Here is a 24,454-nt window from a genome sequence, read left to right on the forward strand (position 1 = left end):
ATATCCTTGAACCAAGAGATGGAATTGGTGGACACTGTCTACCAAAGGATACAAAGATGTTTATCAATTCATCTAACACAATGAAGAGCAAGATACTTCAAGCTGCCATGGAAATTGATGAGGATTACAGGGAATATCTGCAAAGAAGAGAAGAAGACGGTAGTGACAGATCTTTAAAACTCAAAGCCAAAAAAAATAATCATGAAATAGAGGCAGAACAAATCCTATACAGGAATAAAAATTAACCAAGATCATCTATTCTTAATTTTATTTCTTCTAATTTACAAACCTCTCTCATATCAATAATCTGTATATCGCTCCTAAATTTTTCAATAACCTCGGGTTTTAATGTAAGGTAAGGTCGCGGTGCCTTGGTATTAATAATGCGCCCTACTGAATCAACACCGTATAGGCCTAATTTTATTAATGCATCACCCGAATAGTGACCTCTCGTATCTTGACCGCACAAAACCAAATATTTTAAAGTACTTGAATTAGTACAATAATTAATTAAATCATCTATCCCTTTGTTCTCAGAGTACAATCTTCCCACTATTAAGATCTTATTCATAATCTCATCTTTTGAAATGGCTTGCAACAAATCCAAACTAGAAAGTGTGCATACTGCAACCGTTTTTCCTTTTCCGGAAAACGATGAAATTGGAATAGGCAATAGTTTTTTGCATACTGCTCCGGCTACTATCTCCATCTTATATCTTATTGACAATTTATTATAGTCCCCAACTACTTTTTGAATTAAAGCGGATTTCCAAAAACGGTGCTTCTCCTTCCTCCCACGGATCGTCTCTTACCCATTTGAAAGAGGTGTAAAACAATTTGTAAATTTCACAATATTTTTTCCCATTTTCGACTATTGTTGCCTCCCCATTCAATACTAGTCCTTTGTTGCTCCCAGGCAAATAATAATTAACAACTAAGCAAATACAGGGGTTTTTTTTGATATTTATGAACTTCTTAGTATCATAATCAGTGGAAATGTAAATGCAATCTTTGTAAAAAAGATATGAAACAGGAACAACATGAGGTCTATTTTCATAACATGTAGCTAGTCTACAACATTCATTGCTGGCTAAGAATCGTGTTTCAGATGGAGACAAAAGTACCATCATTATCTTAGTATACGGACACAAATAAATTGAATTGCAAAAAGATTTAAAAATTCTCTGTTGGTTGCATCCTCATCGTTTGCTACATGGGTTGTTATTATCACTATCATTATTATATTTATTACTACAGCCAGATGGAAAGCATATTTAGTAAAGACAGGAACGGTTTGCAAAAATATGTTTTAAATTGTCCAGAATTTGACCTATCAATTCAAAAAGATACACAGTTTGGCAATATGAAAAGGATAGAAAGCCTAATCTGAAATAATTACACATTGATGTCAAAGAACAAAGATATGGAAAAAGGATTAATTATTGTTTATTATGGCAATGGTAAAGGAAAAACGACTGCCTCTTTGGGAGCAGCGCTGAGGGGAATTGGATATGATTTTAGAATATGTATGATTCAATTTATAAAAGGAGAATGGAAATACGGAGAAATATATAGTTCAAATTTGCTCAAACCCAATTTCGAATTAATTGTCGCAGGGAAGGGATTTGTGGGGATACTGGACGACGATCATAACATAAATGAGCATATATTGGCTTCAAAAAATGCTCTCGGTTTGGCAAGAGAAAAAATAAACTCCTTAAACTATGATACAGTAATCCTAGATGAGATCAATTACGCTTTAAAGCTCAAACTTATTGATGAAGATGAAGTTCTCCAAATACTAAAGGCAAAACCGTATCAGGTTAACGTGATTATGACTGGCAATTATATAACCGAAGAAATACTCGAAATTGCAGATCTTGTAACAGAAATGAGAGAGATTAAACATCCTTACAAGAACAAAATAAAAGCCAAAAAAGGAATAGACTTTTAATAAAAAGAAAGAAAAGCAAAATTAATTAATCTAAAAAAATTGTTAAATCATAGTGAGTATTTCGGAAACTAAAAAACTCCCCGAGTTAGGAGAAATTGTAATAGTAACTGTCAAAGAAGTTACTGGTCATGGTGCTTATGTAACACTTGACGAATATGATAATCTTACAGCCTTTTTACACATTTCTGAAATTGCTACAGGCTGGATTAGAAATATAGAACGATATGTCAAACCAAAACAAAAGACAGTTTTAAAGGTAATTAGAGTCAATCCCACAAGATCAGAGGTAGATCTTTCATTAAAGCAAGTTACTGGAGAAGAGAAGAAATCCAAGGTTATCGAAGTCAAAAAAGACGAGAAAGGTGCAAACTTTATGGATATTATCAAAACGAAGCTTGGGTATGATCAAATTCACATAAAGGAACTAGAGGATAAAATATCACAAAAATATGATTTTATATATGACGCTTTTGAAGCAGTTGCGGTTAAGGGACCTGATGTATTGTCCAGTCTAGAATTAGCACCTGAAGTCATAGAAGCTATCGAACAAGAAAGCAAAAAGATTCAAATTCCACATATAGAGGTAAGAGCCCTTTTGGAAATCGCAGTTAGAAAAGGTGATGGTATTGATATTATTAAGAATATTCTGTCATCGGTTGATGGTCCTAAAAATAACTCGAAGATTGAAATAACCTACGTAGGAGCACCCAAATATAGGATAACTGTAACAGCAGAGAACTTCAAGGTTGCAGAAAAGGCACTAAATCAAGCCATTGAAAAAATCAAAACAAATATAGAGAAAAATTCGGGTACTTTTAAGTTTTCAAGAGAAGAATCCAAGAAAACACATACTAATATCTAGCAGAGTGAAAACATGAGACATAGGATTAGGATTTGTAAAAACTGTATGAAATATACTCTGAAGGAAAAATGTCAATACTGTGATTCATCAACAAACGATCCTCATCCACCAAAATTTTCACTAGATGACAAATACATAAGATATAGAGTAGTAGATGCATACAAAAATGGCCAAGAAGCCTAGAATAAAAAATTAATTCTGACTTTTATTTTTTTAATAACAAAGTTTCACTTAGTTTGTGTTTGTGCCATTGAAGCTTTCGATGGTTGGTGTAGAATTAATGACACGCATGAAACCCAATTCAGTAGCGTTAGTATTCTGAGTCATATTAACAACAACAGGAATAAGATCCTGAGGTTTTGAGGGCATGTTATTGACGCTTGAGTTAGTTAAGGTAGTATTATCATAGGTAGAATTTAATTCAGATTGGATTGAGGAATTATAAGAGTTATTCTTTACAATATCTTGTAATTGAGTAGCGTTAGAAGGAACAGTATTTAACACGTTTGAAAATGGGATATTGCTGGCGTTAGTATTCTGAGTCATATTAACAACAACAGGAATAAGATCCTGAGGTTTTGAGGGCATGTTATTGACGCTTGAGTTAGTTAAGGTAGTATTATCATAGGTAGAATTTAATTCAGATTGGATTGAGGAATTATAAGAGTTATTCTTTACAATATCTTGTAATTGAGTAGCGTTAGAAGGAACAGTATTTAACACGTTTGAAAATGGGATATTGCTGGCGTTAGTATTCTGAGTCATATTAACAACAACAGGAATAAGATCCTGAGGTTTTGAGGGCATGTTATTGACGCTTGAGTTAGTTAAGGTAGTATTATCATAGGTAGAATTTAATTCAGATTGGATTGAGGAATTATAAGAGTTATTCTTTACAATATCTTGTAATTGAGTAGCGTTAGAAGGTGTTGCTTCTATTATTTGCCTTATCGGAATATCGCTGGCGTTAGTATTCTGAACCTCCTGGATCATAAGTGGTATCAAGGACAAATAAGTTTGGTTGATATTTGCAAGTATTTCATCATCGCCAGGAGCAGAGGAATTGGTTAGCTGTCCGCTTGCCATCGAACCATAATTAAACAAATTACCAGCGCAAAAAAATATACAACCCACTAAAACAAATGAAAATACAAAAACATAATTTGATCCTAATTTTGGAAGAAGCATAGTCATTGAGTTTGATAACTTTTGATAAGATAAATATATTACTGAAAGATATATTCCTCCTTAATTTAGATGGTTGAGAAATATTTTACACGAAATTATTGAATTGAGTAATACTAAAAGTACTAAAAGATTATAAAATAAATGGGGTGGTATTATCTACCCAAACACAAGCCGTCTGGAACGGATGTGTTACAGTTGTTGTCTGAGAAGACATTGCTGTTAATGTTGGTTGGGAGACCATTACCATTGTTCAAATCTACACCACGATTTTGCAGTACATTGTTTGAATTTACGTTGTTATCGGTGCTTTGGCCATCAAGGAAGATACCATTTACAGAGCCTTGAATTGTATTCATGGAGAGTTCATTCTTTGCAGAATTTACCAATGTTACACCTGCCAAGTCATTTGATTTGAATAGGTTGGTTGTCAATTTGGAGCCTGATGAAGAGTGAGCTGCTACACCAATGCTGTTTCCGAACATCAAGTTATCTTCAATTGCGACATTCTTTGAACCTGTCTCAAAGACCGCGATTTCATTGTCTGTGAATGTCACTCGTGATATCTTGTTGTCTTCTCCGCCAGAGAACAATGCACCTGCTTGGAAGTTTTTGATAATACCCGGACCTTGAACGGTTACTTCGTCATTGTCTGCAAACATGATTCCAACTTTAGAACTCTTTTCCCCAGGGCCACTTAAAGTGAATCCATTCAAATCGATTGTGATACCGTCTGCGCCAACGATTATACCGTCTGTTTTACAATCAAGATTTGCAGTCAATTTGACACTTTGTTTAATAACTTGACCACAGGATAAGCTTGTGCTTAATGGGATTGCTGTGTTGCTGCTGCCATTTTCTTGTGATGATTGACTATTATCATTAGAATTAGATGAAGGGGTTGCACTGTTCAAAATATTGTCTATCATGCTGCTTTGTGCTGATGCTACAGTTGGTTGTATTAACAAAGCACCAACAGATGCAAATGCAATTATTGCCGCCATGAGATATATTTTGTTATTCATTCGATCAAAGATTCAATTGTATAATATATATGGGAAACTATTGTTTTTACGTAATTCAACATTAATTTCTATCGGATATAAATAATTAATGAGTCGATTGATTAGAACTTTTTTTGCAATAATTCATTATGTAGATTCAGTTAAATATTATTAATACCCTGTAAAACTTTGATTTAACAGACAAAAATTAATATTATTACGGATGGTAAAGAATTCAGTTGAAACTAGCAGTTATAGGGGCCGGTGTGGCTGGCAGTTTCCTTAGTAATATGTTACAAAAGTCAGGACATACAGTTACCTTGTTTGAATCCAGCAAAAAGGAATCTCATTGGCCAGTGTGTGCTTGGGGCGCATCAAGACATATGCTAGAATATTTTTCCAAGAAAGCAGGCCTAGATTTTGATAATTATATTTTTCATGTAGGAAAAAGGCTGAAAATGGATCTTCCAAATAACAAATCAGAATATTTAGAATTAGGAGGTCTAGTTACTTATAACAAAAAGCAATGGGAAAGCGATCTCATCAGTGATGTCAACATAGTATATGGGGCAAATTGTGACAAGAGAACTTTTCCAATAGGTGACTATGATTACATTATAGATTGTACGGGATTTCACAGAAGTTTCTTACCAAAGCCAAAAGAAGATTTTATTATTCCGGCATATGAATACATGGTAGAAAACGTTAAAGATATTGACGAATTTCATGTGATAGGATACAGGGGAGCTAGAGGATACTTCTGGTATTTTCCTCTTGAAGACGGAACAGGATTTATTGGTGCTGGAGATATTGATCGAAAATATTTAGGAATAAAAGAGTTTTTTGACAGTCATCCAAATGCAAAAATAGTCAAGAAAATTGGTAGGCCAATTAGACTATCCCCACCAAAGATGATGGAACCATTTTCAGATAAGAATATAATTGGAGTTGGAGAATCAATTGGAACAGTTTTTCCAATGTTGGGAGAAGGCATTATTCCCTCACTATTATGCTGTGAAATATTCTTAGATGTTTTTGATAAAAGTACTTCCAACGATACAAAATTTGATGAAAAAGCATACAGAGACAAAGTTCTAAAGAAATTTCAGTATTACTATGATGTCTATAGGATCGTGAGGCTCAAAATGGATGGTAAATTAAGTACAGTTAAACACTTCAATTTGCTTTTAAGCATGTATAAAAACATGAAAAAGGATGAAAAACGATTTGGATTCGAAATAGACTTTGATAAGATGAGACGACTGGTTAACGCGCTTTAGCATTTTTTATTTAAGATTATTATCATCCACCTTGTTTTCATCTTTTGCACTGCCTATTAAATCATCATCCTTAGCCATTAGTTCAGTCTTGTTGGTTCGCTTTAAAATATCATTTAAATATTTCAATACAAATTCATCCTCTTTCCTTGTAGTCTTGCTTTTTATCAATCTAATTTGATATTGCATGATCCATGCCCACACCCAGTTCTGATTTATTAGGGCCTCATTTTCCACAGAATATTGATGCTTTCTGTGCCAGTATCCAATCAACATAGAAACTGGTATATATACCAAGGCAAACAAGATTACAAAAATAGGTAGAGAAATAGCACCGCCAAATACAGGATTTTCTTTTATTGCAAAATTGTATGCTATCAGAATAAAATTAGAAAAAGTTAATACGAAGATTAAATAAATGCTATGACCATTTCTGAAATCTAACCATCTTCTACGGATAAATCGTTGGTTTATCTTTAGGTATCTTGACAATATCTACTATCTATTGATTTCTCTTATTTAGTTGTACTATGCCATTGGAGAAACATTAATTGATAAAAATAAGTGCAAAAATCGCTGATTATCATATAAACCTTTAAAGATACCTCAGTTCGAATAACGACTAATATGCCGTCTAGTCAATATTATCATATCTCAAAACTAATGGAAATGATAATATCATTGGACCCAAAATCGGTTCTGGATATTGGAAGTGGTTTTGGAAAGTTCGGTGTTTTGTGTAGAGAATACTTAGAATTATGGGATGGAAGACAAAAATACGAATTTGAAAGAAGAATTGATTGTGTTGAAGTTTTCCAAAAGTACATTACTCCACTTCACAAATATGTATATGATAATATCTATAACGAAAATATTCTTGACATTGCACCTAGGTTAAATGTTTCCTACGATTTAATACTTTTGATAGATGTACTGGAACATTTTGAGAAAAATGACGGCATTTTGTTACTTAAGACTTTATTGCAGAATCATGGCTGCATTTTAGTAAGTACTCCCAAAATTCCAACGCCCCAACAGGACGCTTTTGGTAACGTGTATGAAACTCACAGATCGGCCTGGTCGATGCAAGAACTCCAAAGTCTAGGATTTTCAGCGTTTATTAGTGACGACGTATCCCTAATCTGTTTGTTATCATCTAACAAAAAAGAAGTTGATTTGTTTAATGAAAGGATCAAGGTTCTCAAAAAACATGGAAAACCACCCATTGAAATAAGGCTTAAAAAAATTGCTCGACATATTCCAGGAGCATCTAGAGCATACAAAAGGCTATTGACAATTAAATCATAATCTCATACAAATGGTCTAACTGGGAACATTTTTTCAAGATTACCTAACATGCAACATATCAAATTGCACATTCGAATGCTGTTTGATTGATTCGTTTAAATTCCTTGCTCAGCTATCAAGTAGAATTAATGAATTCTAGTATTCTAATGATGACCTGTAAATAGAATAAAAAACATAGTTCTTGGCAGACTGAGGATACTAAAATGATTAGTTAGTTTTTCTTACAAATCATCATTTCTGTTGACGGGCTTTCCTTCTGTGAGAGAACTAAAAGAATTTCTACAGGATATAAAGCCGACCCTATTAAAGATCCAAATTTCTCACCTCTACTTACTCCTCTTTTTAACAAGTACCAAAATTTATTTATCAAGACACCATCAGAATCTACAGGAGCATTCATAAGGTAAAACATTGGAGTCCGTTCTATAATTTCAAATCCCGCTCTTTCAAAAGAAGATTTAATTTCCGAAAGTGTTCTTGTAGATTGAAATCTACTCTTTTGAGATTTATTGTGAACAAAATTCTCTGAGAATATTAGGACTCCATTTGGCTTTAGCAAATTATAAATGTTACTTATTGCTTTTTCATATTTTTCGTTATCAACTATGTGAAACAGTACGTCAAATGCACTTACGAAATCAAACTGTTTGGTTATAGGAATGACATTGGAACTAATATCCACTTCCAAGAACTCTCCCATGGGGTATTTGTCTCTAAGGTTTTTGACCGATATACTTGTAATATCACATCCTGTAATGTCTTTAGCCCCTAGTTGCGTCCAAATATCCACATAAAATCCACTCCCAGATCCGATATCAAGAATTGTTGCAGTTTCATATTCATTATTAAGAGATCGTAATTTTTTAGTAACTATATATTTCCTAACTTTGTACATCCATGAATTATAACTTTTTCCTAGTCCTATGTACCCAGTACCATGAAGACCGTAGTTTTCATTGAGTCTTTTTTCCCAGTAATCTTTTATATCAGTGTTACTATCTCTACCCGCGTTATTATTAGTCATTGAGTAGTAAAATGAGTTCTATTTTAAAATAGTTATTAAGGTTTGGCTTTTAATAGTGAACATATTTTCATTTTGCTTGCAAAATATGGAAATTGGTCATCATCGGATTTTACTTATAATTTGGATGGTTGTCATAACATGCTAGCAGAATGTCCCTAAGCATTTTTGTATGCTTCAAAAATATTGCTTTCGTATTTTTCCCATAATAAATTTTCTCTCGCGAATTGATATATTTGTAATCGTCTTTTAAACATACTATCAACGTCATTTGATAGCTCAAGGATCTTCTCCTTCAAATCTAAATAGTCTTTGAAAGCCAAACAATTTTCTCTCAAGGTTTCCATAATGGGAACAAAACTTGAAGAAGTTATAACAAACAGTCCGGCATGTGCATATTCATATGCTTTGTTTGGACTAATAAAAATATGAGACCAATGAGGTTTGAATGGGATGATTCCTACAGAGTGTTTTTGCATCTGCTCATACATTTCCCTTCTTCCAAGATAACCCAAGAAATCCACATTCTGTGTAGATGTATTTTTCCATCCTAACACGGCCAATTTTCCAATCGAATATTTGTCAAAAAGATCTATAAAGCCGTCAATATTCCTATGTATAGATCGAGTATTGCCAGTAGGCTCAACACCAGCATAAACAGATGACAGATCTTCATGATAAATAGGCGCTCTAATCCAATTTACTTCATCAAATATCGGATAATTGGGTACTAAATACACTTTACTTCCAATCTTTTTTAGATCCTCTACAATTGTATTAGAGACTGTTATAGTTGGTGTTGTTGAAACAATTAACTCTTCTTGGCGTGACCATAGGTTCACATAACGTGATTTTAATCTAGTTCGAATTTTATTCTCTAGTCTTTTAGATTTTGTACTCGGTTTTTCATCGACTGTTACTAAGCTGTTTGAATTAATAGATTCGAGTTGTCTTTTAAGGTATACAGACCAATATTCATGGTTGTCATAGACCATCGGATATCCACCTATCTCTTTAGCCATTTTGGCGGAAAATACATTATGGGCATGAATTATATCGGGATTGACCTCTCTGAATACACGTCTCATCTGCTTTTTTAAAGAATGCCAATAAAGGGGAAACTTATTTCTACTTCTGGAATTCCATTCAATTAGATATATTTTTTCAAATACGGACCTATTGGATGGAGAGGACGGTCTTCCGGCAAAGTAAACATCATGACCCGCCTTCTTTGAACTTAAAGCAGCTTTCTCAATCCTCCAGTCGGGCAGAGAACTATCTGATAAATGTAAGATCTTTAACCCCAATCAAATGAGTTTATTGTGAGAAATTTTATAAGTGTTCTTAACTCAGGTTATTTTCCTATCATGTCCAAAGATAAAGATTCTTAAGAATGTAATTAGTTACGAATACTCTTACTTGAATATCCTTCATATCTGGGATCAATCTGGCGTTGCCTGTATTTTATCTAAATATCAAATTAAGTTGGGTCATCAATCTGTAGTTTTGCGTAGATCTAATTATGACCCTTATGGTATTTACAAATTCTATGATAATTTGGTTGAGTTTGCCGAAGAAAAGGATTTTTTTGAATTGTGTTTAGCTCGAGCAAAGAATGCTGATATAATACATATCCACAGTAGAGCTGACGTTTTACTATATCTTAGAAAAAAACTAGGCGACAATTTTAAGGTCATAATGCACTTTCATGGATCTGATTTACGTGGCATTGATCAAAAATATCGTAGTTTAAAATTAACTTCAATACCTAAAGCCATGTTTAAGCGATATACCGCGAATAAGATTAGGAAAAGAAATAATCTGGAGGCAATACGAACTGCAGATAGTATATTAGTATCCACACCGGATCTCCTCAGTAAAATTCTGGGAGCCACGCCAATATTGTTGAATAATCCTGTAGACCAAGAACATTTTTGTAAAAAACAAGGTGGTAGGTTCGATTCAAACAAACGATACTTTACTTTTAAAACTGAAGCCACATCGGATATTGAATGGATTATTAAATTTTGTAAGAAAAACGGAATCGATAACGTAGAGATTGTAGACAGGATAAATAATCCTATCCTGTATGCCGAAATGCCAAAATTCCTGCATCAGTATGATATTTATGTGGATGTACGTTTCGTAAACAATACTTTACTTGAAAATTTCAGCAAGACTGCGTTAGAGTCGCTTTCATGTGGATTAGAAGTTATAGATTTTCAAATGAAGAAGTGGTCCAAACTTCCAGTTGATAACGAACCTATGAACGCCGCTAATAAAGTCTTAAAAATATATGAAGAGGTTATGTAATGATCAATCACCTAAACAAGCAATCAATTTGCTGATGAAAAATGAGGGTATTACATTTATCAGATAGTTCTCTGCCCGACTGGAGGATTGAGAAAGCTGCTTTAAGTTCAAAGAAGGCAGGTCATGATGTTTACTTTGCAGGACTAACACCACATTTAAAATACAAGAGAGATATATTTCTTAGAACTTTTTCACTTAATTGGAATCCCAAATCCAGATACAGGTTACCATATGAATGGCATTCTTTAAAAAAGCAGATGAGACGTGTATTCAGAGAGGTCAATCCCGATATAATTCATGCCCATAATGTATTTTCCGCCAAAATGGCTAAAGAGATAGGTGGATATCCGATGGTCTATGACAACCATGAATATTGGTCAAAATTTGTCATATATCAATACGAAAATAGCGAATATACTTTCAAAGACAAAAATAATATAGAAAAGATAAAAAGAAATATTACTACATTTGGAAATACATTAAGATCTCGCAAGCGGAAGATGTGGATAAAATGGGAGCTAGATATTGTTTCGGACGTGCCTACGTTAGTACCTTCGAATTCAATAAGGCTAGAATTATCAAATATTTCAAGAGACGTATACGTTGTCCCAAATTTCCCATTAGAGAATGAATTTGAAGCTATAGTCGAACCTCCTTATCACGAAAAGATCTCTTCTGTTTATGCAGGAACTCCAGCTTTTAGAGGATATGAAACACCAATTAAGAACATAGACGGATTTATTGATTTATTTAACAATAATTCAATCGGGCAGTTAAATATCATCGGTTGGAATTCCAACGATACTGAGTTTGTAAAGTATCATGGATACTTAGACAGAGAGCAAATGTTTACTGAAATGTCCCGTAACAGTTTAGGATTCATTCCATGGAAAAAACATCCATTTCATCCATATTGCAGCCCAAATAAAGCATATGAATATGCACATGCAGGGTTAGTCGTTTTTTGTACCAATTCCATTCAGCCAATCTTTGAAGAGCTAAAAGAAAATGTCGTTGGGTTTGACAATTATGAAACAATGATTCCAAAGATAAAAGAGTTAATTACAGCACCTGAGATAGTCTACAAAAAACAACTACAGACATTTCATTTTGCACATGAAAATCTTGTGTGGGAGAAACATGAGAACAAGATTTTTGAAGCTTATGATAAAGCATAACAAGACAATTAACCAATCCAAGATGCAAAGAATACACATAGTCAAAGCATTTGATGCACAAAAACTTATATTTCAACTTTTTTTTTTAATTTTATGGGGACCTACTTTGCAATCGTAACTTGCAGGAATTCCGAATTGACCATTGAAAAAGCAATTTACTCACTTCATAATCAATCAGTAAAACCTCAATATATAATTACGATTGATGATGGGTCAACAGACCAAACTCCACGAATTTTAGATCATTTAAAAACTGAAATCAAAAATTTATTTATAATAACCAATCCTGATCTGGGATACGACGTTACACGCATAGTCAAAAATTGGAACAAAGCACTTCGGTTTTTGGTTGACAATCAACTTGATGTAACAGATTATCATATGATTGCTACTGATGACACAATTTACGAAACTGATTATGCTAAAAAGATTATTTCCATAATGGATAACAATCCTGATTTAGCTATAGCCTCGGGTTCTTATAGCAATTACAGATATGAAAAACCACATGGGGCCGGCAGATTCGTTCGCAATTCCTTTTTTAGGAAGGTACATGAATACTATCCAGAAAAAATGGGGTATGAATCGGTTGTCTTGATTACTGCTCAAAAAAATGGTATGAATTACGCAATTGTAAGGGATGCGATATTTGAGCATACACGACAATTAGGTCAGGATCACCATTTCTATGAATTTGGAGCCAGTATGAGAACTCTTGGGTATCACCCTATTTTTGCATTAGGACGTTTTGCTAATTACTTTATTAGTGGAAAGCCGATCGGAAGATTAGGAGCAATTTACATGTTCTACCATTATATTTTCTATAAACCGAAAAATACAGGGTATGATAGCATGTATCCAATCGACATTAGGCTTTATTTACGCAAGAAACAATTGGAAAGAATAAAATCCCTTTTTAGATTCAGAAACAAATAGGGCTTCAGAACCTCAGATATAGACAAACTATTTATTACAAATCATGTTGCTCGCATTATAGATATTCAATTTACCAAAACGGTGTAACACAATTTTTGGATTCTTTTCAAAATGCTGTTGATCCACATCTATCAAGTATATTGGAGATTTAGCCAGATGGCTTTGCGTATCTCGAACACAAAGGAGATTTTGAGTGTTTTCCAAATAGCTAGTTGAATTGGGTGGGTTTGCTAGGTCTGAAGATTTAGGAATAATATTTTCTAAAATAGCTTCTGAATAGAGATATTTATGAGATGGGTTCAGGAATAATTGAAACCATCCACGCCAATGAATTGTTCCAATTACATAAGAGTCTTCTGGAGTTTGTTCGTTAAGCCATTGGATAATGTTAATCACATCACGATTTTGAGGAATTTCCATGGAATTCATAGACATTGAAAGAGGAAATACAAAACCAGTATAACTGTTAAAGTATGAAGGCAAATTGGTAATAACTCCATTGGGTGCAACTAAGAAACCAATCCCATATAGAATGAACCCAATCATACACCCATAGTATAAAAGTTGTCTGTTCTGGTTATGCCTAAAATATCCAGGCAACAAATACAACCCATATGCTGCAAATACTGAAATAAACATGCTGGATAATATAATCCAGCGTTCCGGAACCAAGTATTCATAATTAGGAACCACCAACCAAATAAATGAAAAAGATATGGAAATTAGTAATGGTATTATCAAATATGTTAATCTCTTAACTTGGTCGACAAACCCTATCACAAAAAAAGGTATCAGAACACCATTAAGAGTGACGAATAAAACAGCAAGATCTATTTCAGGGATAGAGTTTTTACCATAATCAGAATTGAAAAGTGTCTGAACAATATCCGATTGCATAGATAGGAATGTAACATTATCTTCTGATATTGCATAGAAAACAAAAAGAACTATAAATAAAAGATTAATTATAAATAAATAACGATACCTCCTAATTAATGCAAAAATCAATGAAGAAATTATCAAAAGTATTGCATACATCCTATCTGTGAAGACAGATAATAAAGACAAAACTAATATCAAGAAATAGAGTTTTACCCTACTTGTTACTGATCTATTTTTCCTATAAGAATACCCAATTATTAAAACGGTAACGTTGAACAGAATAATTGAAAGGATATCTCTGTGAAGATCCCAAGAAATGCGCAACAAACTTAGTTGTAATAGCAAGAAAACACATGACCAGATGCTATAGTACGGTGGCATTCGAAACGTCTTGCTGAATAAAAATAAGAAGGAAACACCCAGGGCTCCGTACATCAAAGTGTTTATAATATTAAAGGCCAAATAAGGATCAAGCCAAAAAGTGTTTGACAGGAAATATACTACTAGGAGGTAGATAGGAAATAGAGTATTCCAATCATAACCATTGCTATGGAATTGATAGATGAGAGGCAAATAGTAATTAATGGAATCGTAGCCTATAGGATAAGGAAAATTGATTATAATTGGTAAAGCTCTCACTGAACATCCAAGGATAAAAACAATGATTGAAGCGAGGATGATCGAGTTTTTCAATTACCAATCATACCAAACGCTCGTACAACCTAGATAAGAACTAAGCGTATTTCTTTTCCATATTCATATATTTGTCAAGTTGTACTAATTCATTGAATTCTTTAAACTGCATCATAGTATTAACCACGCTTTTAGTAGTTCCAGATTGTTTTAGTGTCTTAAATGTATTATATATACCAAAAGTGGATGAATAGAGACCAGAAAGTGGGAAAAGTGCTATGCAAAATCCTAACTCCTTTAATTCTGCCGCCGGCAAATTTGGAGTAACCCCTTCCTCAATCATGTTTGCTACCAAAGGTGCGTGTATCTGATTTGCAATCTTTTTCATATCTTCAATGGAGCGTGGAGCTTCCACAAAAACAATATCTGCCCCTATTTCCCTATATAATTTACCTCGTCTAATAGCTTCATCAAGACCCAATGGTGCTGCAGCATCGGTCCTCGCCACTATTTTGAATTCATGATTATCACCTTTAGCGTCAATTGCAGATTTTAGTTTTTGAACATATTCATCTGAGCTTATGACATCCTTACCCGACATGTGACCACATCTTTTGGGCCAAACTTGATCTTCCAAAAAAATTCCAGAAACACCTATTTTTTGCAAATCCTCGACCAACTTAAAAACAGTCAACGGATTCCCATACCCAGTATCAACATCAACTATTAATGGAATACTAACTGCACGTGTTATGCGTCTGGCAGTTTCCAATGTTTCTGAGATACTCAAAAAACCAAAATCTGGTAACGCAAGCATAGATGCAGATGTACCATATCCAGTTTGGAAAATAGCTTCAAACCCCACATGTTCCGCGATTTTTGCTGTTAATGCATCATATACACCAGGCATTACAAGGATGTCTCCCTGCCTACTAAGAATTTCATTTAATGACAAATACTAATTCTAAAATTTTGTTCTTAATATAATTTTATATTTTGTCAGTTTGTGCAGTTGTGAGGAAGCAATCCAAGGTAAAGAACGAATACATTATCAAGATCAATCAATCCCTGATTTTCATTTAATCATTAATATTATTTAAATTAAGATATACCATCTTTAAAATATCTTCCGCAACTTGTTCCTTCTTCTGAGTTGGGAAATCATAAAAATTTCTATCTTTATCGATAATAATAACTTTATTATTTTCAGATCCAATCACGTTGTGCTTTGGACCTACATCGTTGGCAACAATAAAATCTGCCTGACACTTTAGAAGTTTTGAGTACGATATAGTAATTAACTGTCTAAGACTTAAAGAATATTCAGCTTTAAAGGCTACAAGAAATACTTTATCTTGAATTTGTTTTACTTTGTCTACTATCTTAATAGTCGGTATCAATTTTAATGTAAGGTTTTCATTTTCAGTTGAAATTTTTGTATCAGAAACTATTTGGGGTTTAAAATCTGAAACGGCAGCAGATAAAATTACTACATCATATTTAGATTTATATAGTTCCTGGGACATAGCATCTGCCATTTGATCTGTGGTCTTTACTTCTATCATTCGCTGTGAAAACTTTCTCAGATGTTTGTATATAGACTGATCTATTTGGGTAATCCCTTTTAAGATAGTAACATCCAATCCGAATCGAGTAGCAGCCTTAATCAAGGAAAAACCCATTTTTCCAGAGCTTGTATTTGAAATTAATCTTATCGGATCGATATACTCTATCGTGCTGCCTAAAGATATTAAAATTTTCTTACCCTTAAAGAACGATCTTAACTCTATGTCATTTATTTCAGTTATTGAATCAAGTGACTGTTTGCAAAAAAATTGATTATTTTTGTTCCAATTAAATACCTTGCCAGTATCCCGATTTTGGGGTTGACGGATGTGAAATACTTTTTCCATTGAATGCCTAAAAACTTCTTCAACTGAGGACACCTTGGCCTTATCTTCCTTAATAACAGGAGGAGTGAAAATAACTCCCATTTGCTCTAATTTGTTGATATTACTTTTGATGATTGGATTATAATACATAGCTTCGTGCATGGCAGGTGAAATAATAATTGGAATTTTTGAACCTAAAGCTATGGACAACACAGATGTTACGGAGGTATCATCTATTCCATTTGCAAATTTACCAATGGTGTTGGCCGTACAAGGATATACGATTACAAGGTCTGAATTATTGTAATTTGCAAGCCTCACATGTTCTAGCTCACCAGAAAGATGAGTAGTTACTGGATTACCACTAGCCCAAACGAAATATTCCTTGCCAATAAATTTTTCAACTGCCTTGGAAATAACTACAAAAACCTCTGCGCCATGTCTGATAAACAGCCTTATTAGATCAATACTTTTAAAACAAGCCACACTAGCTGTTATACATATAACTATTTTTTTTCTGATTAGTTCAGAGCCATACGTACCTTTTATGTCCTTTGATGGATGATTATTTGATTGAAATCTATTAGCAAGTATGCCTTTATCTGAAGAATCTGAGGGTAAAGACGCCATGACCTTTACCCTCAAAGTGTCTGATTATCCAAGTTAGATTTTGTTTTTGTCTCTAGAAACTCCCTGAATTTCTTTAGTTCACTATCAGGTATTGAAAAAGAATGTTCTTCGCTTGGGAAAGTTTTTGAAGCTACATCTGATTTAAAGTTCTTGACCGCGATCAAATTAAGTTCATATGCATCTAAATATCTTTTTACAAATTTGGGTTTAAACTTGTCAAACATCCCAACCAGATCATAGTAAACAAGAACCTGACCATCACAACCACTTCCTGATCCGATACCTATAGTAGGAATATTAATTGACTTGCTAATCAATTCCGCCACTTGTTTGGTAACTAACTCAAGCACAATACTAAAAACCCCAGCGCGTTCTAATTCGATAGCTTGATCATACAAGGCTACGGCAGACTCTTTAGTTTTGCCCTGAACTCCATATCCTTCCCATAATACGGTTGTCTGAGGCTGTAACCCTATATGCCCCATTACAGGTATTCCGTAATCACTCATTTTGCGGACTAATGGTACTACTTCTAGTCCACCTTCTATCTTTACAGCATGACAGCCTAATTTAATGAACTTAATAGCATTAGTTAATGCCAAGCTAGAATTCACTTGATATGATCCAAACGGCATGTCAGCTACTATTAAACAATTTTTTGCTCCATTAACCACACCTTTACAGAAAACCACCATCTCATCCATAGTAACTGGCATGGTACTCGAATATCCCAATGAAACCATTCCAGCACTATCGCCAACCAACACAATATCGATTTGACAATCATTACAAATTTTAGCAGTAAACAAATCGTAAGCTGTGAGAACCACTATTTTCTCATTTTTCTTTTTCTTTTGCTGTATTTCATTAATATTAGGAATCAATTATAGCCACTTGACCTAATATACTGCTCTAAATGAACAGTTCTTGAATCTAAAAATTTTGTTGTCACCTAGATACAGCACCAACTCTCATTAGATCTAACGCTTGGGACAAGGCTCGTTTGTTATCAAAACCATCGATTAATTCTCGCAATTGATCATAGTTTGAATTCTGTTTATGAAATTTGATCCTCTCTAGTAGTAAAGGGATTGCTCTGACGATGTTATCTATAATCGTTATATCCGATACTTGTGAAGTTCTAGACAACGGATTCAAGTCTATAGTAATGACTTTTTTATTCATTTTTTTTAGAGCCATGGTCCTATCACCATCCTCAAGTGGAACAAAAACAGTATCAGCTTGGAAAATCCCACGAGAATCAACAAATCTACGATTACTTTCTAGTTCTGGGATTTTAACCAAATTACTAGGATCCGTCCCTAACATTTTTGTCAAACCATGCTTTCTAAGCATGTTTGTTATATTCTGCTCTCGCTCTCTTGTATAATAAAATAAATTAATCTCTACAGCAGAATGTTCAATCACAGAATTTAAGGAAGAGATAATGTCACCGCACAAAGCAGCAACATTTCCATTAATAGAAAACACAGGATAACTTGCAATCAATAGCTGGGATGCAGCTGCATCAATAGCACGGAGTGCGAAATCTTGAGTCTGTTCCCCTATTAAGTAATCAAAACACTCCCCTCTTCCATGTGCGATTAAACCTTCGGCTGCAACAACTCCATCTTTGAAACCAGTTACAATCTTCTCTCGCCCCATCAATGACGCATACCTTGGATGAGATGGAGGTATAACCAATTCCCTATTCATCTTAAACAGAATCCCCCAACAATCTCGCTCCCAAATTATCTATCCTACAAACCATCAACTTACCTGGATGTTCTTTTAAAATTTCACAAACTGTCTTAAGGGATTCACTCTTTACAAGGGTAAATAAAGTATGTCCAAATAGAGCGACACTTGAAACTATACCCTCCGATTTAAGCTGATTTAGCGGTTTGTGGCATCGTTCAGTGGTTATTCCAAATTCCGAAGCGAAATCATGTGATAGTTCCAAAAAATTTTTTACTGTATTATTTTTTTCCAAAATTTTTGTCATTTGATTTCCTAGAAAGTTCATTGATCTTCTTTTTATTAGACTAAATTTGTCACTGAGGTAAAAGGCAGTGTCAATTGGTTCAATGCATAATATTACAACAAACCAATCTTTTGGTAACTCGGTCTTTATCACCCGCCCAATTCCAGGACCACCGATGTCTACCCTAATTTCAAGGCCACCTACAAATTCTGATATTACAGTTCCTCGTCCAGTATTACAGCAAATATCAGCTTCATGGGCTATTTGTGCAGCCTGTATTTCGCTAAATTGTGTTCCTAATGCATCATTTAGTGCATAGGATAAACTAAGTGCTGCGGAACCACTAGATCCTAACCCGAACCCGATAGGTAGATCCGAAACATGATCAACAGACAAGAATACAGGTTTTCTTACTATGTTCAAGTAATATTCTGTAACATACTTTGATACTTTCAAATCGTAATCTGAAAAGCCATTCAACTTAATTTCATATTTTTTTTCAGCAGAGGAAAAAACTCGTACGTTAGAAGTAATTCCACGGTCTATACTAAATCCCGCACCCAACGAGCCTTGAAATTTTGAATCCTGATGGCCTAGGGAATCTTCAGGACTTGAATAAAAGCCAGTAATATGACCAGGGCTATAAGCCTTTGAGACGGCTATGGGAATTTGAGAAACTATGACCACTATACTTCCAATTCATAACAATGCAAATATAAAAATATAGTATAATTTATTTATATTGATATAAATAAATTATGACAATTTATACTAGAATAGTACAACAGATAGGCAGTAGTATATTGATTTCATTACCAATAGAATGGGTAAAAAAAAATTCGATCATTAAAGGTAAAAGTATAATCATAGAGACTAATATTGATAACACAATTTCCATATACAACAATTATCAAGAGGAAGAAATTAAGATTGTATTCGAATGGGATAAAGAGCCAAATACAATCAATTATTCAAATAAAGAGAGCGATCCGAAGGAAAACAATGACAAAGTCACAAAGAGTATTTTGAATAAGATATTTGGAGCTTATCTTTTAGGCTATAACAGGATCAATGTACATTCAAAAGTACAGATTTCATACGAAAACAGCGAAGCCATCAAGAAGGCAACTCGGAAACTTATTGGTTTGGAGATAGTAGATGAAAATAGTTTTGATATTTGTTTTCAGTTTCTTTTGGACGCCAAAACTCTAAATATTGGCAAAATTCTTGCAATGATGAATTCAATTATTCAAGGAATGTTCAGAGAAACCATTCATTCTCTTAGTGGAGAACTTAGCAATGATTTAGCAAAAAAGATTGCAAGTAGAGATGATGAAATTGACCGGCAATATTTCCTCCTAGTTCGAATAATTAGGACGGCGATAATGAACAAGAGACTTGCTAGTAGCATGAATCTAACCAACATTGATATGCTAGACTACAGAATTGCGGCAAATTTTCTCGAAACTGCGGGTGACTTGATTGCAGAACTTGTTACCTATCTAAATGAATTAAAGGAAGTTAAACAAGTAGCAATGTTGATAAAGAAAATTGGGGATTCTTTGAGTGAAATGCAATATTACTCAGTAGAGGCCTTCATAAGTACTAGTAGAGATAAGGCCTTCAAGGTTATAGAGAATTATGAAGATTTCAAAAACACCATTGCCCAACTGAAGAAAAATATAACTTCCAATCACGATGCACAGAATGATGAAACGTTTTCCATTGCACTTATAAACAGTATCTCGTGTCTTGATAAAATAGCTAAATGTTGGATAGACATTTCAGATCTGGCCAAGCCCACATATATCTTAAAATAAAGAAGGCATGACAAATTAAAAGAGATTTTGTATTATTCTCATCATCACGATGTGTCTATCGTTCTATTTTGCCGGCAATAAAATCAATGAAATTAGACTTTGCAGAGGAATAGGACATTTGAACAGGAGGGTGTTTAAAGCAATATGCAGAAATACTCTCCAGTGGACCCGATACACCTCTATCCAACGCCACCTTAGCTCCTCTGATTGCATCTATCATTACCCCCGAACTATTATAAGCATCAGGTACCCTTAGTTTTAAGTCAAGTTCCAAAGGAACCTTACCAAAAAATCTTCCTTTCATATATATATAGCAGACCTTATCATTCTGAAGAAAATTTACATAATCCGAAGGACCTATTCTCATCGGGACATCATATGGAACCATCGCTTGAACTGCAGAAGTTTTACTGACCCTTTTATCTTCCAGTCTATCCTCATCTAGCATGTTGTAAAAGTCCATATCACCTCCAATATTTAGCTGATAAGTTTCGTCTATGGCTACACCCCTATCTACCCATAACTTTGCCAAGGTCTTGTGCACAACAGTTGCTCCAAGCTGACTCATCACATCATCTCCCGCACAAGGGAGACCTTTGTTGGTAAATTTTTGCTGCCATTTTGAGTCCGAAGAGATAAAAACTGGAATTGCATTAATAAAGCAAACTCCGGCCTCCAGACATTTATCAGCATAATATCTACTTCCCTCTCTACTTCCAACAGGTAAATAGTTAATCAAAATGTCGGCTTTGGTATCCTTTAGAACGCTTTGGACATCTACCTCAATGCTGTCTGCAATTTTAACTATTTCGGAAAAGTGGTTTCCAGCGCCATCAAGCACGTTGCCCTTTTGTACTTTAACATCAAAGGATGGTACATCTGTGATTTGCAATGCATTATTTGGAGGAGAAAAAATAGCTTCTGATAAATCTTTACCTACTTTTGTTTCAGCTATGTCAAAGGCAGCAACAAAGTTAATATCACTTGGTTCATATCCTCCAAGATTATAAGAAGTAAGTCCAATAGAATCCTTTTGAGATGAGTTGGAGTTGTAATACTGAATTCCTTGAATAAGAGCAGAAGCACAATTTCCTACCCCTGCAATTGCGACATTGATTTTTTTACCCATGGTTACGATCTCTATCATATACAATTTTAATATAAATTTTACAAAGTCAATTGAAATAGAGTTAAATCCTAGCACAATAAAGTTAAAGGTTTCAAATAATTGGTCTTATCAAGATAAATCATATGTCCTTTACCAAGCAATACTTATCAAAGATGGCCATGAGTCCTCAAAGATATGGTGATCAAACTAAAGTTATAAAGATATGAAAATGTATTTTAATTTAACAAATAATGAAATTCTCAATAATAGCCTATTTTTCTAACAAGCTATTTAATGACATGGAAACCCAGAAGCATGTCTAATATCATGAGTAAATTCATGCAACCACATAGAATCGAATGCGTCATTGCCCTGAACCATGCTAAAAAGTTGACCTTGATCATATCCTACAATGTAAATACTAAAAATTGCGATTATTGCAAGTACTGCTATTGCTAATTTTGGTGATTTTTCGGTATTGACAGTCCGAAGTTTAGAATAGCTGCTCATATTTTTACCTACGGGTCTTATTATATAAACCATCGCCCAAAAATAAAGACGAGAGAAAATAAATTTCTGAAGATGTATATTTATGTCATCTAAGATTGTCAGATTCAAAAGAGATTAATACCTCAGTTATTTCAAATTCAATATGACAATGTCTTGTTTAAGATGTGGCAACTTGATGATATGGATAAATGGTTCCATTAGTCATAGGCATGACATCAATTATTATGAATGCAAACATTGTAATATCAAAGTGGTCAAATATCCAGACGATCAAGTATTTGAGGTAGAAGAGGATCAAAACACTTGACTCGAAGTATGTAGGATTTATAAATAAATCTTAAAGACAGGACTTGATTTCAACGAGTTACTCAAAAAAAAGGAAAAACACCATTTTAGAATGAAGAAGAAAAGTAATATCAATATTTGGTGCTAAACATATATAGAGAAGTAAATTCTATGGCTCCCAAATTAATGTTAGTCTTTTTATCGATTTTCTTTTGTTGTATGATTTTTAGTCAATGGTCATGGAACATGACAGGTTACGCTCAAGAACAGGGAAAAATTAATTCCCTTTCAAGTACAATAGTCAATTTACAGCTTAGAGATATCCAAGTTGGAGAAAGTCCAACTGGACTAATTTACGTCAAGGGAACAGCAATAAACAACTCCACATTCGATACAAGAGATGTAAAGGTACTGGTAGAGTTATTTGACTTAAATAACTCCACCGTCTCCGAAACAAGCAGGTTCATTACCCCAGCTTCTTCAACTTTCAAACCAGGGTATGAAAGAGATTTTTATTTTTTTGTTAGTGCAAATAACGTGGACCATTATAAAATTACCGCTGAAGGTGAAAAAACCCCCTAGAAAGTTATAAGCAGTATTGTTAATAATCTAAAGTCTGACATAACAATATAAAAGAGTCTGATTTCATTTCAGTACGAAGTATATATTCAAAAGGAATTCATCAGTGCATTTTTAATATAATAGATAACCCTTTCTATCTGTAGATAAAGAGCCAAAAGTAAACTATTCAGAAAAAAAATTAAAAAATAACTTCGAACAATCTCAATAACAATTCGACTCGCCCCGGTCAGAATTTATATTCTTTTGGCCGATGTCATATAAGATGAAATTTAAGAGATGTGTATTCCATAACTATTATCTTTTTGTTTATTCCTCTTCCTCTAACTTCTCTCTTTGTTCATTTTCTTCGTTTTCATGCTGCCCTATTATTTCCTCAAGGTCTTCGTCTGTTTCAGAAAAAAGCACATTTTGATAGAATGAAAGCCAATATTTAAGTAGTTAAATCATGACTAAGATCCACGTTGTAGGACGATTTCTTCGCAAACTGGAAATTATTCACTCATGGAAACAGCATAAATTATACTACAATAAAGAATATTTATTATAATATGCTCAATGTTTCGGTTTAAAAAAACAACCAAAAGAAATGGTTCGGACTTTAAACGGCTGAAAATATATGTCCTTTTATCTTTATTTCCTTACCTTTTGGTTTGGTTTCTGTTTATTTAGCAAATACAACTTCAAGTATTCCATTGATACAAGTTAATTCTGCATAATTAAAATCATCATAAGACGGTAATTCTAAAGTCTTAATATTTTCGGATTGAAACAGTAGTTTTAATTTCAATCACATTTTCGTTAGCGTTAATCTTGATGTATTCTTTCTTTGCTCCGGGAAGTTCTAGAATAATTCTGACTTCCCTATCGATAGTCATAATAACTGCCAAAGACTCTTTCTGAAGTTATTTTGGGCCTTTTTTGTGTTTCTTTCCATCTTGTGCTGATTTCTCCTTGCAAATGTTTTTACATTTGCAAATTCCCTTACCTTAGGTCTGGGATTATGACTTAATAACAACGAGTATTAGTACTGCAAGGGCCAAATTCTTGTACATTTTTTCCATCTTTTGCTATTCTTTGACTAATTCATTTG

Annotated in this window: 26 protein-coding genes and 1 pseudogene; 11 read left to right on the forward strand and 16 right to left on the reverse strand. The window is 33.8% G+C overall.

Features of this window, described 5'->3' with window-relative positions:
- Positions 1 to 245, forward strand: a pseudogene (locus F1Z66_RS14590) (hypothetical protein); the annotation flags it as partial.
- Here F1Z66_RS14590 and F1Z66_RS14595 read toward each other — a convergent pair.
- Both F1Z66_RS14595 and F1Z66_RS14600 read right to left on the reverse strand, forming a co-directional pair.
- The gene (locus tag F1Z66_RS14595; protein WP_149864361.1) at positions 242 to 727 is read right to left on the reverse strand and encodes a tetrahydromethanopterin S-methyltransferase subunit A; all 486 of its coding nucleotides are present in this window, start codon (positions 725 to 727) and stop codon (positions 242 to 244) included. The pseudogene F1Z66_RS14590 and the gene F1Z66_RS14595 overlap by 4 nt on opposite strands.
- A gap of 4 nt (positions 728 to 731) precedes the next feature.
- Positions 732 to 1,118, reverse strand: coding sequence for a pyridoxamine 5'-phosphate oxidase family protein (locus F1Z66_RS14600; protein ID WP_201448671.1), 387 nt, complete (start codon positions 1,116 to 1,118; stop codon positions 732 to 734).
- 305 nt (positions 1,119 to 1,423) lie between these two features.
- On the opposite strand from F1Z66_RS14600, the gene cobO reads away from it, so the two are divergent.
- From cobO to F1Z66_RS14615, 3 genes are read left to right on the forward strand one after another with little or no spacing between them, the layout of a single operon-like run.
- Positions 1,424 to 1,954 carry a cob(I)yrinic acid a,c-diamide adenosyltransferase gene (cobO, locus tag F1Z66_RS14605; protein ID WP_149864362.1) on the forward strand — a complete coding sequence of 177 codons (531 nt, stop codon included), beginning with the start codon at positions 1,424 to 1,426 and terminating at the stop codon, positions 1,952 to 1,954.
- A gap of 52 nt (positions 1,955 to 2,006) precedes the next feature.
- Complete coding sequence (locus tag F1Z66_RS14610) at positions 2,007 to 2,816, forward strand: translation initiation factor IF-2 subunit alpha (RefSeq protein ID WP_230207592.1); 810 nt, start codon at positions 2,007 to 2,009, stop codon at positions 2,814 to 2,816.
- Positions 2,817 to 2,828: 12 nt separating this feature from the next.
- Positions 2,829 to 2,999, forward strand: a complete 171-nt coding sequence (locus tag F1Z66_RS14615; protein ID WP_149864364.1) for a nucleolar RNA-binding Nop10p family protein — start codon at positions 2,829 to 2,831, stop codon at positions 2,997 to 2,999.
- 48 nt (positions 3,000 to 3,047) lie between these two features.
- Here the strand turns inward: F1Z66_RS14615 and F1Z66_RS14620 are convergent, their stop codons facing one another.
- Positions 3,048 to 4,010 carry a hypothetical protein gene (locus F1Z66_RS14620; protein ID WP_149864365.1) on the reverse strand — a complete coding sequence of 321 codons (963 nt, stop codon included), beginning with the start codon at positions 4,008 to 4,010 and terminating at the stop codon, positions 3,048 to 3,050.
- 146 nt (positions 4,011 to 4,156) lie between these two features.
- Positions 4,157 to 5,026, reverse strand: a complete 870-nt coding sequence (locus F1Z66_RS14625; RefSeq protein ID WP_149864366.1) for a right-handed parallel beta-helix repeat-containing protein — start codon at positions 5,024 to 5,026, stop codon at positions 4,157 to 4,159.
- A gap of 218 nt (positions 5,027 to 5,244) precedes the next feature.
- Between F1Z66_RS14625 and F1Z66_RS14630 the strand changes: the two genes are divergently transcribed.
- Positions 5,245 to 6,285 carry an NAD(P)/FAD-dependent oxidoreductase gene (locus F1Z66_RS14630; protein WP_149864367.1) on the forward strand — a complete coding sequence of 347 codons (1,041 nt, stop codon included), beginning with the start codon at positions 5,245 to 5,247 and terminating at the stop codon, positions 6,283 to 6,285.
- Positions 6,286 to 6,291: 6 nt separating this feature from the next.
- On the opposite strand, the gene F1Z66_RS14635 is transcribed toward F1Z66_RS14630, so the two are convergent.
- Positions 6,292 to 6,774, reverse strand: a complete 483-nt coding sequence (locus F1Z66_RS14635; protein ID WP_149864368.1) for a hypothetical protein — start codon at positions 6,772 to 6,774, stop codon at positions 6,292 to 6,294.
- A gap of 135 nt (positions 6,775 to 6,909) precedes the next feature.
- Here F1Z66_RS14635 and F1Z66_RS14640 point away from each other — a divergent pair, with 135 nt between their 5' ends.
- Positions 6,910 to 7,590, forward strand: a complete 681-nt coding sequence (locus F1Z66_RS14640) for a class I SAM-dependent methyltransferase (RefSeq protein ID WP_149864369.1) — start codon at positions 6,910 to 6,912, stop codon at positions 7,588 to 7,590.
- Between the two features lie 211 nt (positions 7,591 to 7,801).
- On the opposite strand, the gene F1Z66_RS14645 is transcribed toward F1Z66_RS14640, so the two are convergent.
- Together F1Z66_RS14645 and F1Z66_RS14650 are read right to left on the reverse strand one after the other, a co-directional pair.
- Positions 7,802 to 8,614, reverse strand: coding sequence for a class I SAM-dependent methyltransferase (locus F1Z66_RS14645; protein ID WP_149864370.1), 813 nt, complete (start codon positions 8,612 to 8,614; stop codon positions 7,802 to 7,804).
- A 155-nt stretch (positions 8,615 to 8,769) separates the two neighbouring features.
- On the reverse strand, positions 8,770 to 9,918 hold the full coding sequence (locus F1Z66_RS14650) for a glycosyltransferase (protein ID WP_149864371.1): 1,149 nt from the start codon (positions 9,916 to 9,918) through the stop codon (positions 8,770 to 8,772).
- 31 nt (positions 9,919 to 9,949) lie between these two features.
- On the opposite strand from F1Z66_RS14650, the gene F1Z66_RS14655 reads away from it, so the two are divergent.
- The 3 genes from F1Z66_RS14655 to F1Z66_RS14665 all read left to right on the forward strand — a co-directional run bounded on the left by F1Z66_RS14655 (position 9,950) and on the right by F1Z66_RS14665 (position 13,038).
- Positions 9,950 to 10,924: a glycosyltransferase family 4 protein gene (locus tag F1Z66_RS14655; protein ID WP_149864372.1), complete on the forward strand. Its 975-nt coding sequence runs from the start codon at positions 9,950 to 9,952 to the stop codon at positions 10,922 to 10,924.
- Positions 10,925 to 10,965: 41 nt separating this feature from the next.
- Positions 10,966 to 12,102 carry a glycosyltransferase gene (locus F1Z66_RS14660; RefSeq protein WP_149864373.1) on the forward strand — a complete coding sequence of 379 codons (1,137 nt, stop codon included), beginning with the start codon at positions 10,966 to 10,968 and terminating at the stop codon, positions 12,100 to 12,102.
- Positions 12,103 to 12,195: 93 nt separating this feature from the next.
- Positions 12,196 to 13,038, forward strand: coding sequence for a glycosyltransferase family A protein (locus F1Z66_RS14665; RefSeq protein WP_149864374.1), 843 nt, complete (start codon positions 12,196 to 12,198; stop codon positions 13,036 to 13,038).
- 27 nt (positions 13,039 to 13,065) lie between these two features.
- On the opposite strand, the gene F1Z66_RS14670 is transcribed toward F1Z66_RS14665, so the two are convergent.
- From F1Z66_RS14670 to F1Z66_RS14695, 6 genes are all read right to left on the reverse strand, one after another.
- Positions 13,066 to 14,613 carry a hypothetical protein gene (locus F1Z66_RS14670; protein ID WP_149864375.1) on the reverse strand — a complete coding sequence of 516 codons (1,548 nt, stop codon included), beginning with the start codon at positions 14,611 to 14,613 and terminating at the stop codon, positions 13,066 to 13,068.
- A gap of 40 nt (positions 14,614 to 14,653) precedes the next feature.
- Positions 14,654 to 15,493: an isocitrate lyase/PEP mutase family protein gene (locus tag F1Z66_RS14675; protein WP_149864388.1), complete on the reverse strand. Its 840-nt coding sequence runs from the start codon at positions 15,491 to 15,493 to the stop codon at positions 14,654 to 14,656.
- A gap of 139 nt (positions 15,494 to 15,632) precedes the next feature.
- Positions 15,633 to 17,075, reverse strand: coding sequence for a phosphopantothenoylcysteine decarboxylase domain-containing protein (locus F1Z66_RS14680; protein ID WP_149864376.1), 1,443 nt, complete (start codon positions 17,073 to 17,075; stop codon positions 15,633 to 15,635).
- An 11-nt stretch (positions 17,076 to 17,086) separates the two neighbouring features.
- Positions 17,087 to 17,959 carry a 3-methyl-2-oxobutanoate hydroxymethyltransferase gene (gene panB, locus F1Z66_RS14685; protein ID WP_149864377.1) on the reverse strand — a complete coding sequence of 291 codons (873 nt, stop codon included), beginning with the start codon at positions 17,957 to 17,959 and terminating at the stop codon, positions 17,087 to 17,089.
- Positions 17,960 to 18,023: 64 nt separating this feature from the next.
- The gene (locus F1Z66_RS14690; RefSeq protein ID WP_149864378.1) at positions 18,024 to 18,791 is read right to left on the reverse strand and encodes a phosphopantothenate/pantothenate synthetase; all 768 of its coding nucleotides are present in this window, start codon (positions 18,789 to 18,791) and stop codon (positions 18,024 to 18,026) included.
- A gap of 1 nt (position 18,792) precedes the next feature.
- A complete protein-coding gene (locus F1Z66_RS14695) occupies positions 18,793 to 19,746 on the reverse strand; it encodes a pantoate kinase (protein ID WP_159357669.1) in 954 nt (317 codons plus the stop codon).
- Between the two features lie 71 nt (positions 19,747 to 19,817).
- Here F1Z66_RS14695 and F1Z66_RS14700 point away from each other — a divergent pair, with 71 nt between their 5' ends.
- Complete coding sequence (locus F1Z66_RS14700; RefSeq protein ID WP_149864380.1) at positions 19,818 to 20,879, forward strand: PhoU domain-containing protein; 1,062 nt, start codon at positions 19,818 to 19,820, stop codon at positions 20,877 to 20,879.
- A gap of 55 nt (positions 20,880 to 20,934) precedes the next feature.
- Here F1Z66_RS14700 and F1Z66_RS14705 read toward each other — a convergent pair whose 3' ends face one another.
- Positions 20,935 to 22,008: an inositol-3-phosphate synthase gene (locus F1Z66_RS14705; protein WP_149864381.1), complete on the reverse strand. Its 1,074-nt coding sequence runs from the start codon at positions 22,006 to 22,008 to the stop codon at positions 20,935 to 20,937.
- A gap of 270 nt (positions 22,009 to 22,278) precedes the next feature.
- On the reverse strand, positions 22,279 to 22,497 hold the full coding sequence (locus F1Z66_RS14710; protein WP_149864382.1) for a CbtB domain-containing protein: 219 nt from the start codon (positions 22,495 to 22,497) through the stop codon (positions 22,279 to 22,281).
- 456 nt (positions 22,498 to 22,953) lie between these two features.
- On the opposite strand from F1Z66_RS14710, the gene F1Z66_RS14715 reads away from it, so the two are divergent.
- Positions 22,954 to 23,364 (forward strand): hypothetical protein, encoded by a 411-nt coding sequence (locus F1Z66_RS14715; protein WP_149864383.1) that lies wholly within the window; start codon positions 22,954 to 22,956, stop codon positions 23,362 to 23,364.
- 749 nt (positions 23,365 to 24,113) lie between these two features.
- Here the strand turns inward: F1Z66_RS14715 and F1Z66_RS16320 are convergent.
- Positions 24,114 to 24,239, reverse strand: a complete 126-nt coding sequence (locus tag F1Z66_RS16320) for a hypothetical protein (RefSeq protein ID WP_255437937.1) — start codon at positions 24,237 to 24,239, stop codon at positions 24,114 to 24,116.
- Positions 24,240 to 24,454 lie beyond the last annotated feature (215 nt).

Origin of the sequence: Candidatus Nitrosocosmicus agrestis (assembly GCF_008389435.1) — an archaeon.
Lineage (GTDB): Archaea > Thermoproteota > Nitrososphaeria > Nitrososphaerales > Nitrososphaeraceae > Nitrosocosmicus > Nitrosocosmicus agrestis.

Bases quoted from the DNA above. Each gene is read 5' to 3' on its own strand.
- F1Z66_RS14660 (WP_149864373.1), top strand. From the start codon at position 10,966: ATGAGGGTATTACATTTATCAGATAGTTCTCTGCCCGACTGGAGGATT.
- F1Z66_RS14700 (WP_149864380.1), top strand. From the start codon at position 19,818: ATGACAATTTATACTAGAATAGTACAACAGATAGGCAGTAGTATATTG.
- F1Z66_RS14620 (WP_149864365.1), bottom strand. From the start codon at position 4,010: ATGACTATGCTTCTTCCAAAATTAGGATCAAATTATGTTTTTGTATTT.
- F1Z66_RS16320 (WP_255437937.1), bottom strand. From the start codon at position 24,239: ATGACTATCGATAGGGAAGTCAGAATTATTCTAGAACTTCCCGGAGCA.
- F1Z66_RS14615 (WP_149864364.1), top strand. From the start codon at position 2,829: ATGAGACATAGGATTAGGATTTGTAAAAACTGTATGAAATATACTCTG.
- F1Z66_RS14710 (WP_149864382.1), bottom strand. From the start codon at position 22,497: ATGAGCAGCTATTCTAAACTTCGGACTGTCAATACCGAAAAATCACCA.
- F1Z66_RS14680 (WP_149864376.1), bottom strand. From the start codon at position 17,075: ATGGCGTCTTTACCCTCAGATTCTTCAGATAAAGGCATACTTGCTAAT.
- F1Z66_RS14625 (WP_149864366.1), bottom strand. From the start codon at position 5,026: ATGAATAACAAAATATATCTCATGGCGGCAATAATTGCATTTGCATCT.
- F1Z66_RS14705 (WP_149864381.1), bottom strand. From the start codon at position 22,008: ATGGGTAAAAAAATCAATGTCGCAATTGCAGGGGTAGGAAATTGTGCT.
- F1Z66_RS14715 (WP_149864383.1), top strand. From the start codon at position 22,954: ATGGCTCCCAAATTAATGTTAGTCTTTTTATCGATTTTCTTTTGTTGT.
- F1Z66_RS14690 (WP_149864378.1), bottom strand. From the start codon at position 18,791: ATGAATAGGGAATTGGTTATACCTCCATCTCATCCAAGGTATGCGTCA.
- cobO (WP_149864362.1), top strand. From the start codon at position 1,424: ATGGAAAAAGGATTAATTATTGTTTATTATGGCAATGGTAAAGGAAAA.
- F1Z66_RS14665 (WP_149864374.1), top strand. From the start codon at position 12,196: ATGGGGACCTACTTTGCAATCGTAACTTGCAGGAATTCCGAATTGACC.
- F1Z66_RS14640 (WP_149864369.1), top strand. From the start codon at position 6,910: ATGCCGTCTAGTCAATATTATCATATCTCAAAACTAATGGAAATGATA.
- F1Z66_RS14645 (WP_149864370.1), bottom strand. From the start codon at position 8,614: ATGACTAATAATAACGCGGGTAGAGATAGTAACACTGATATAAAAGAT.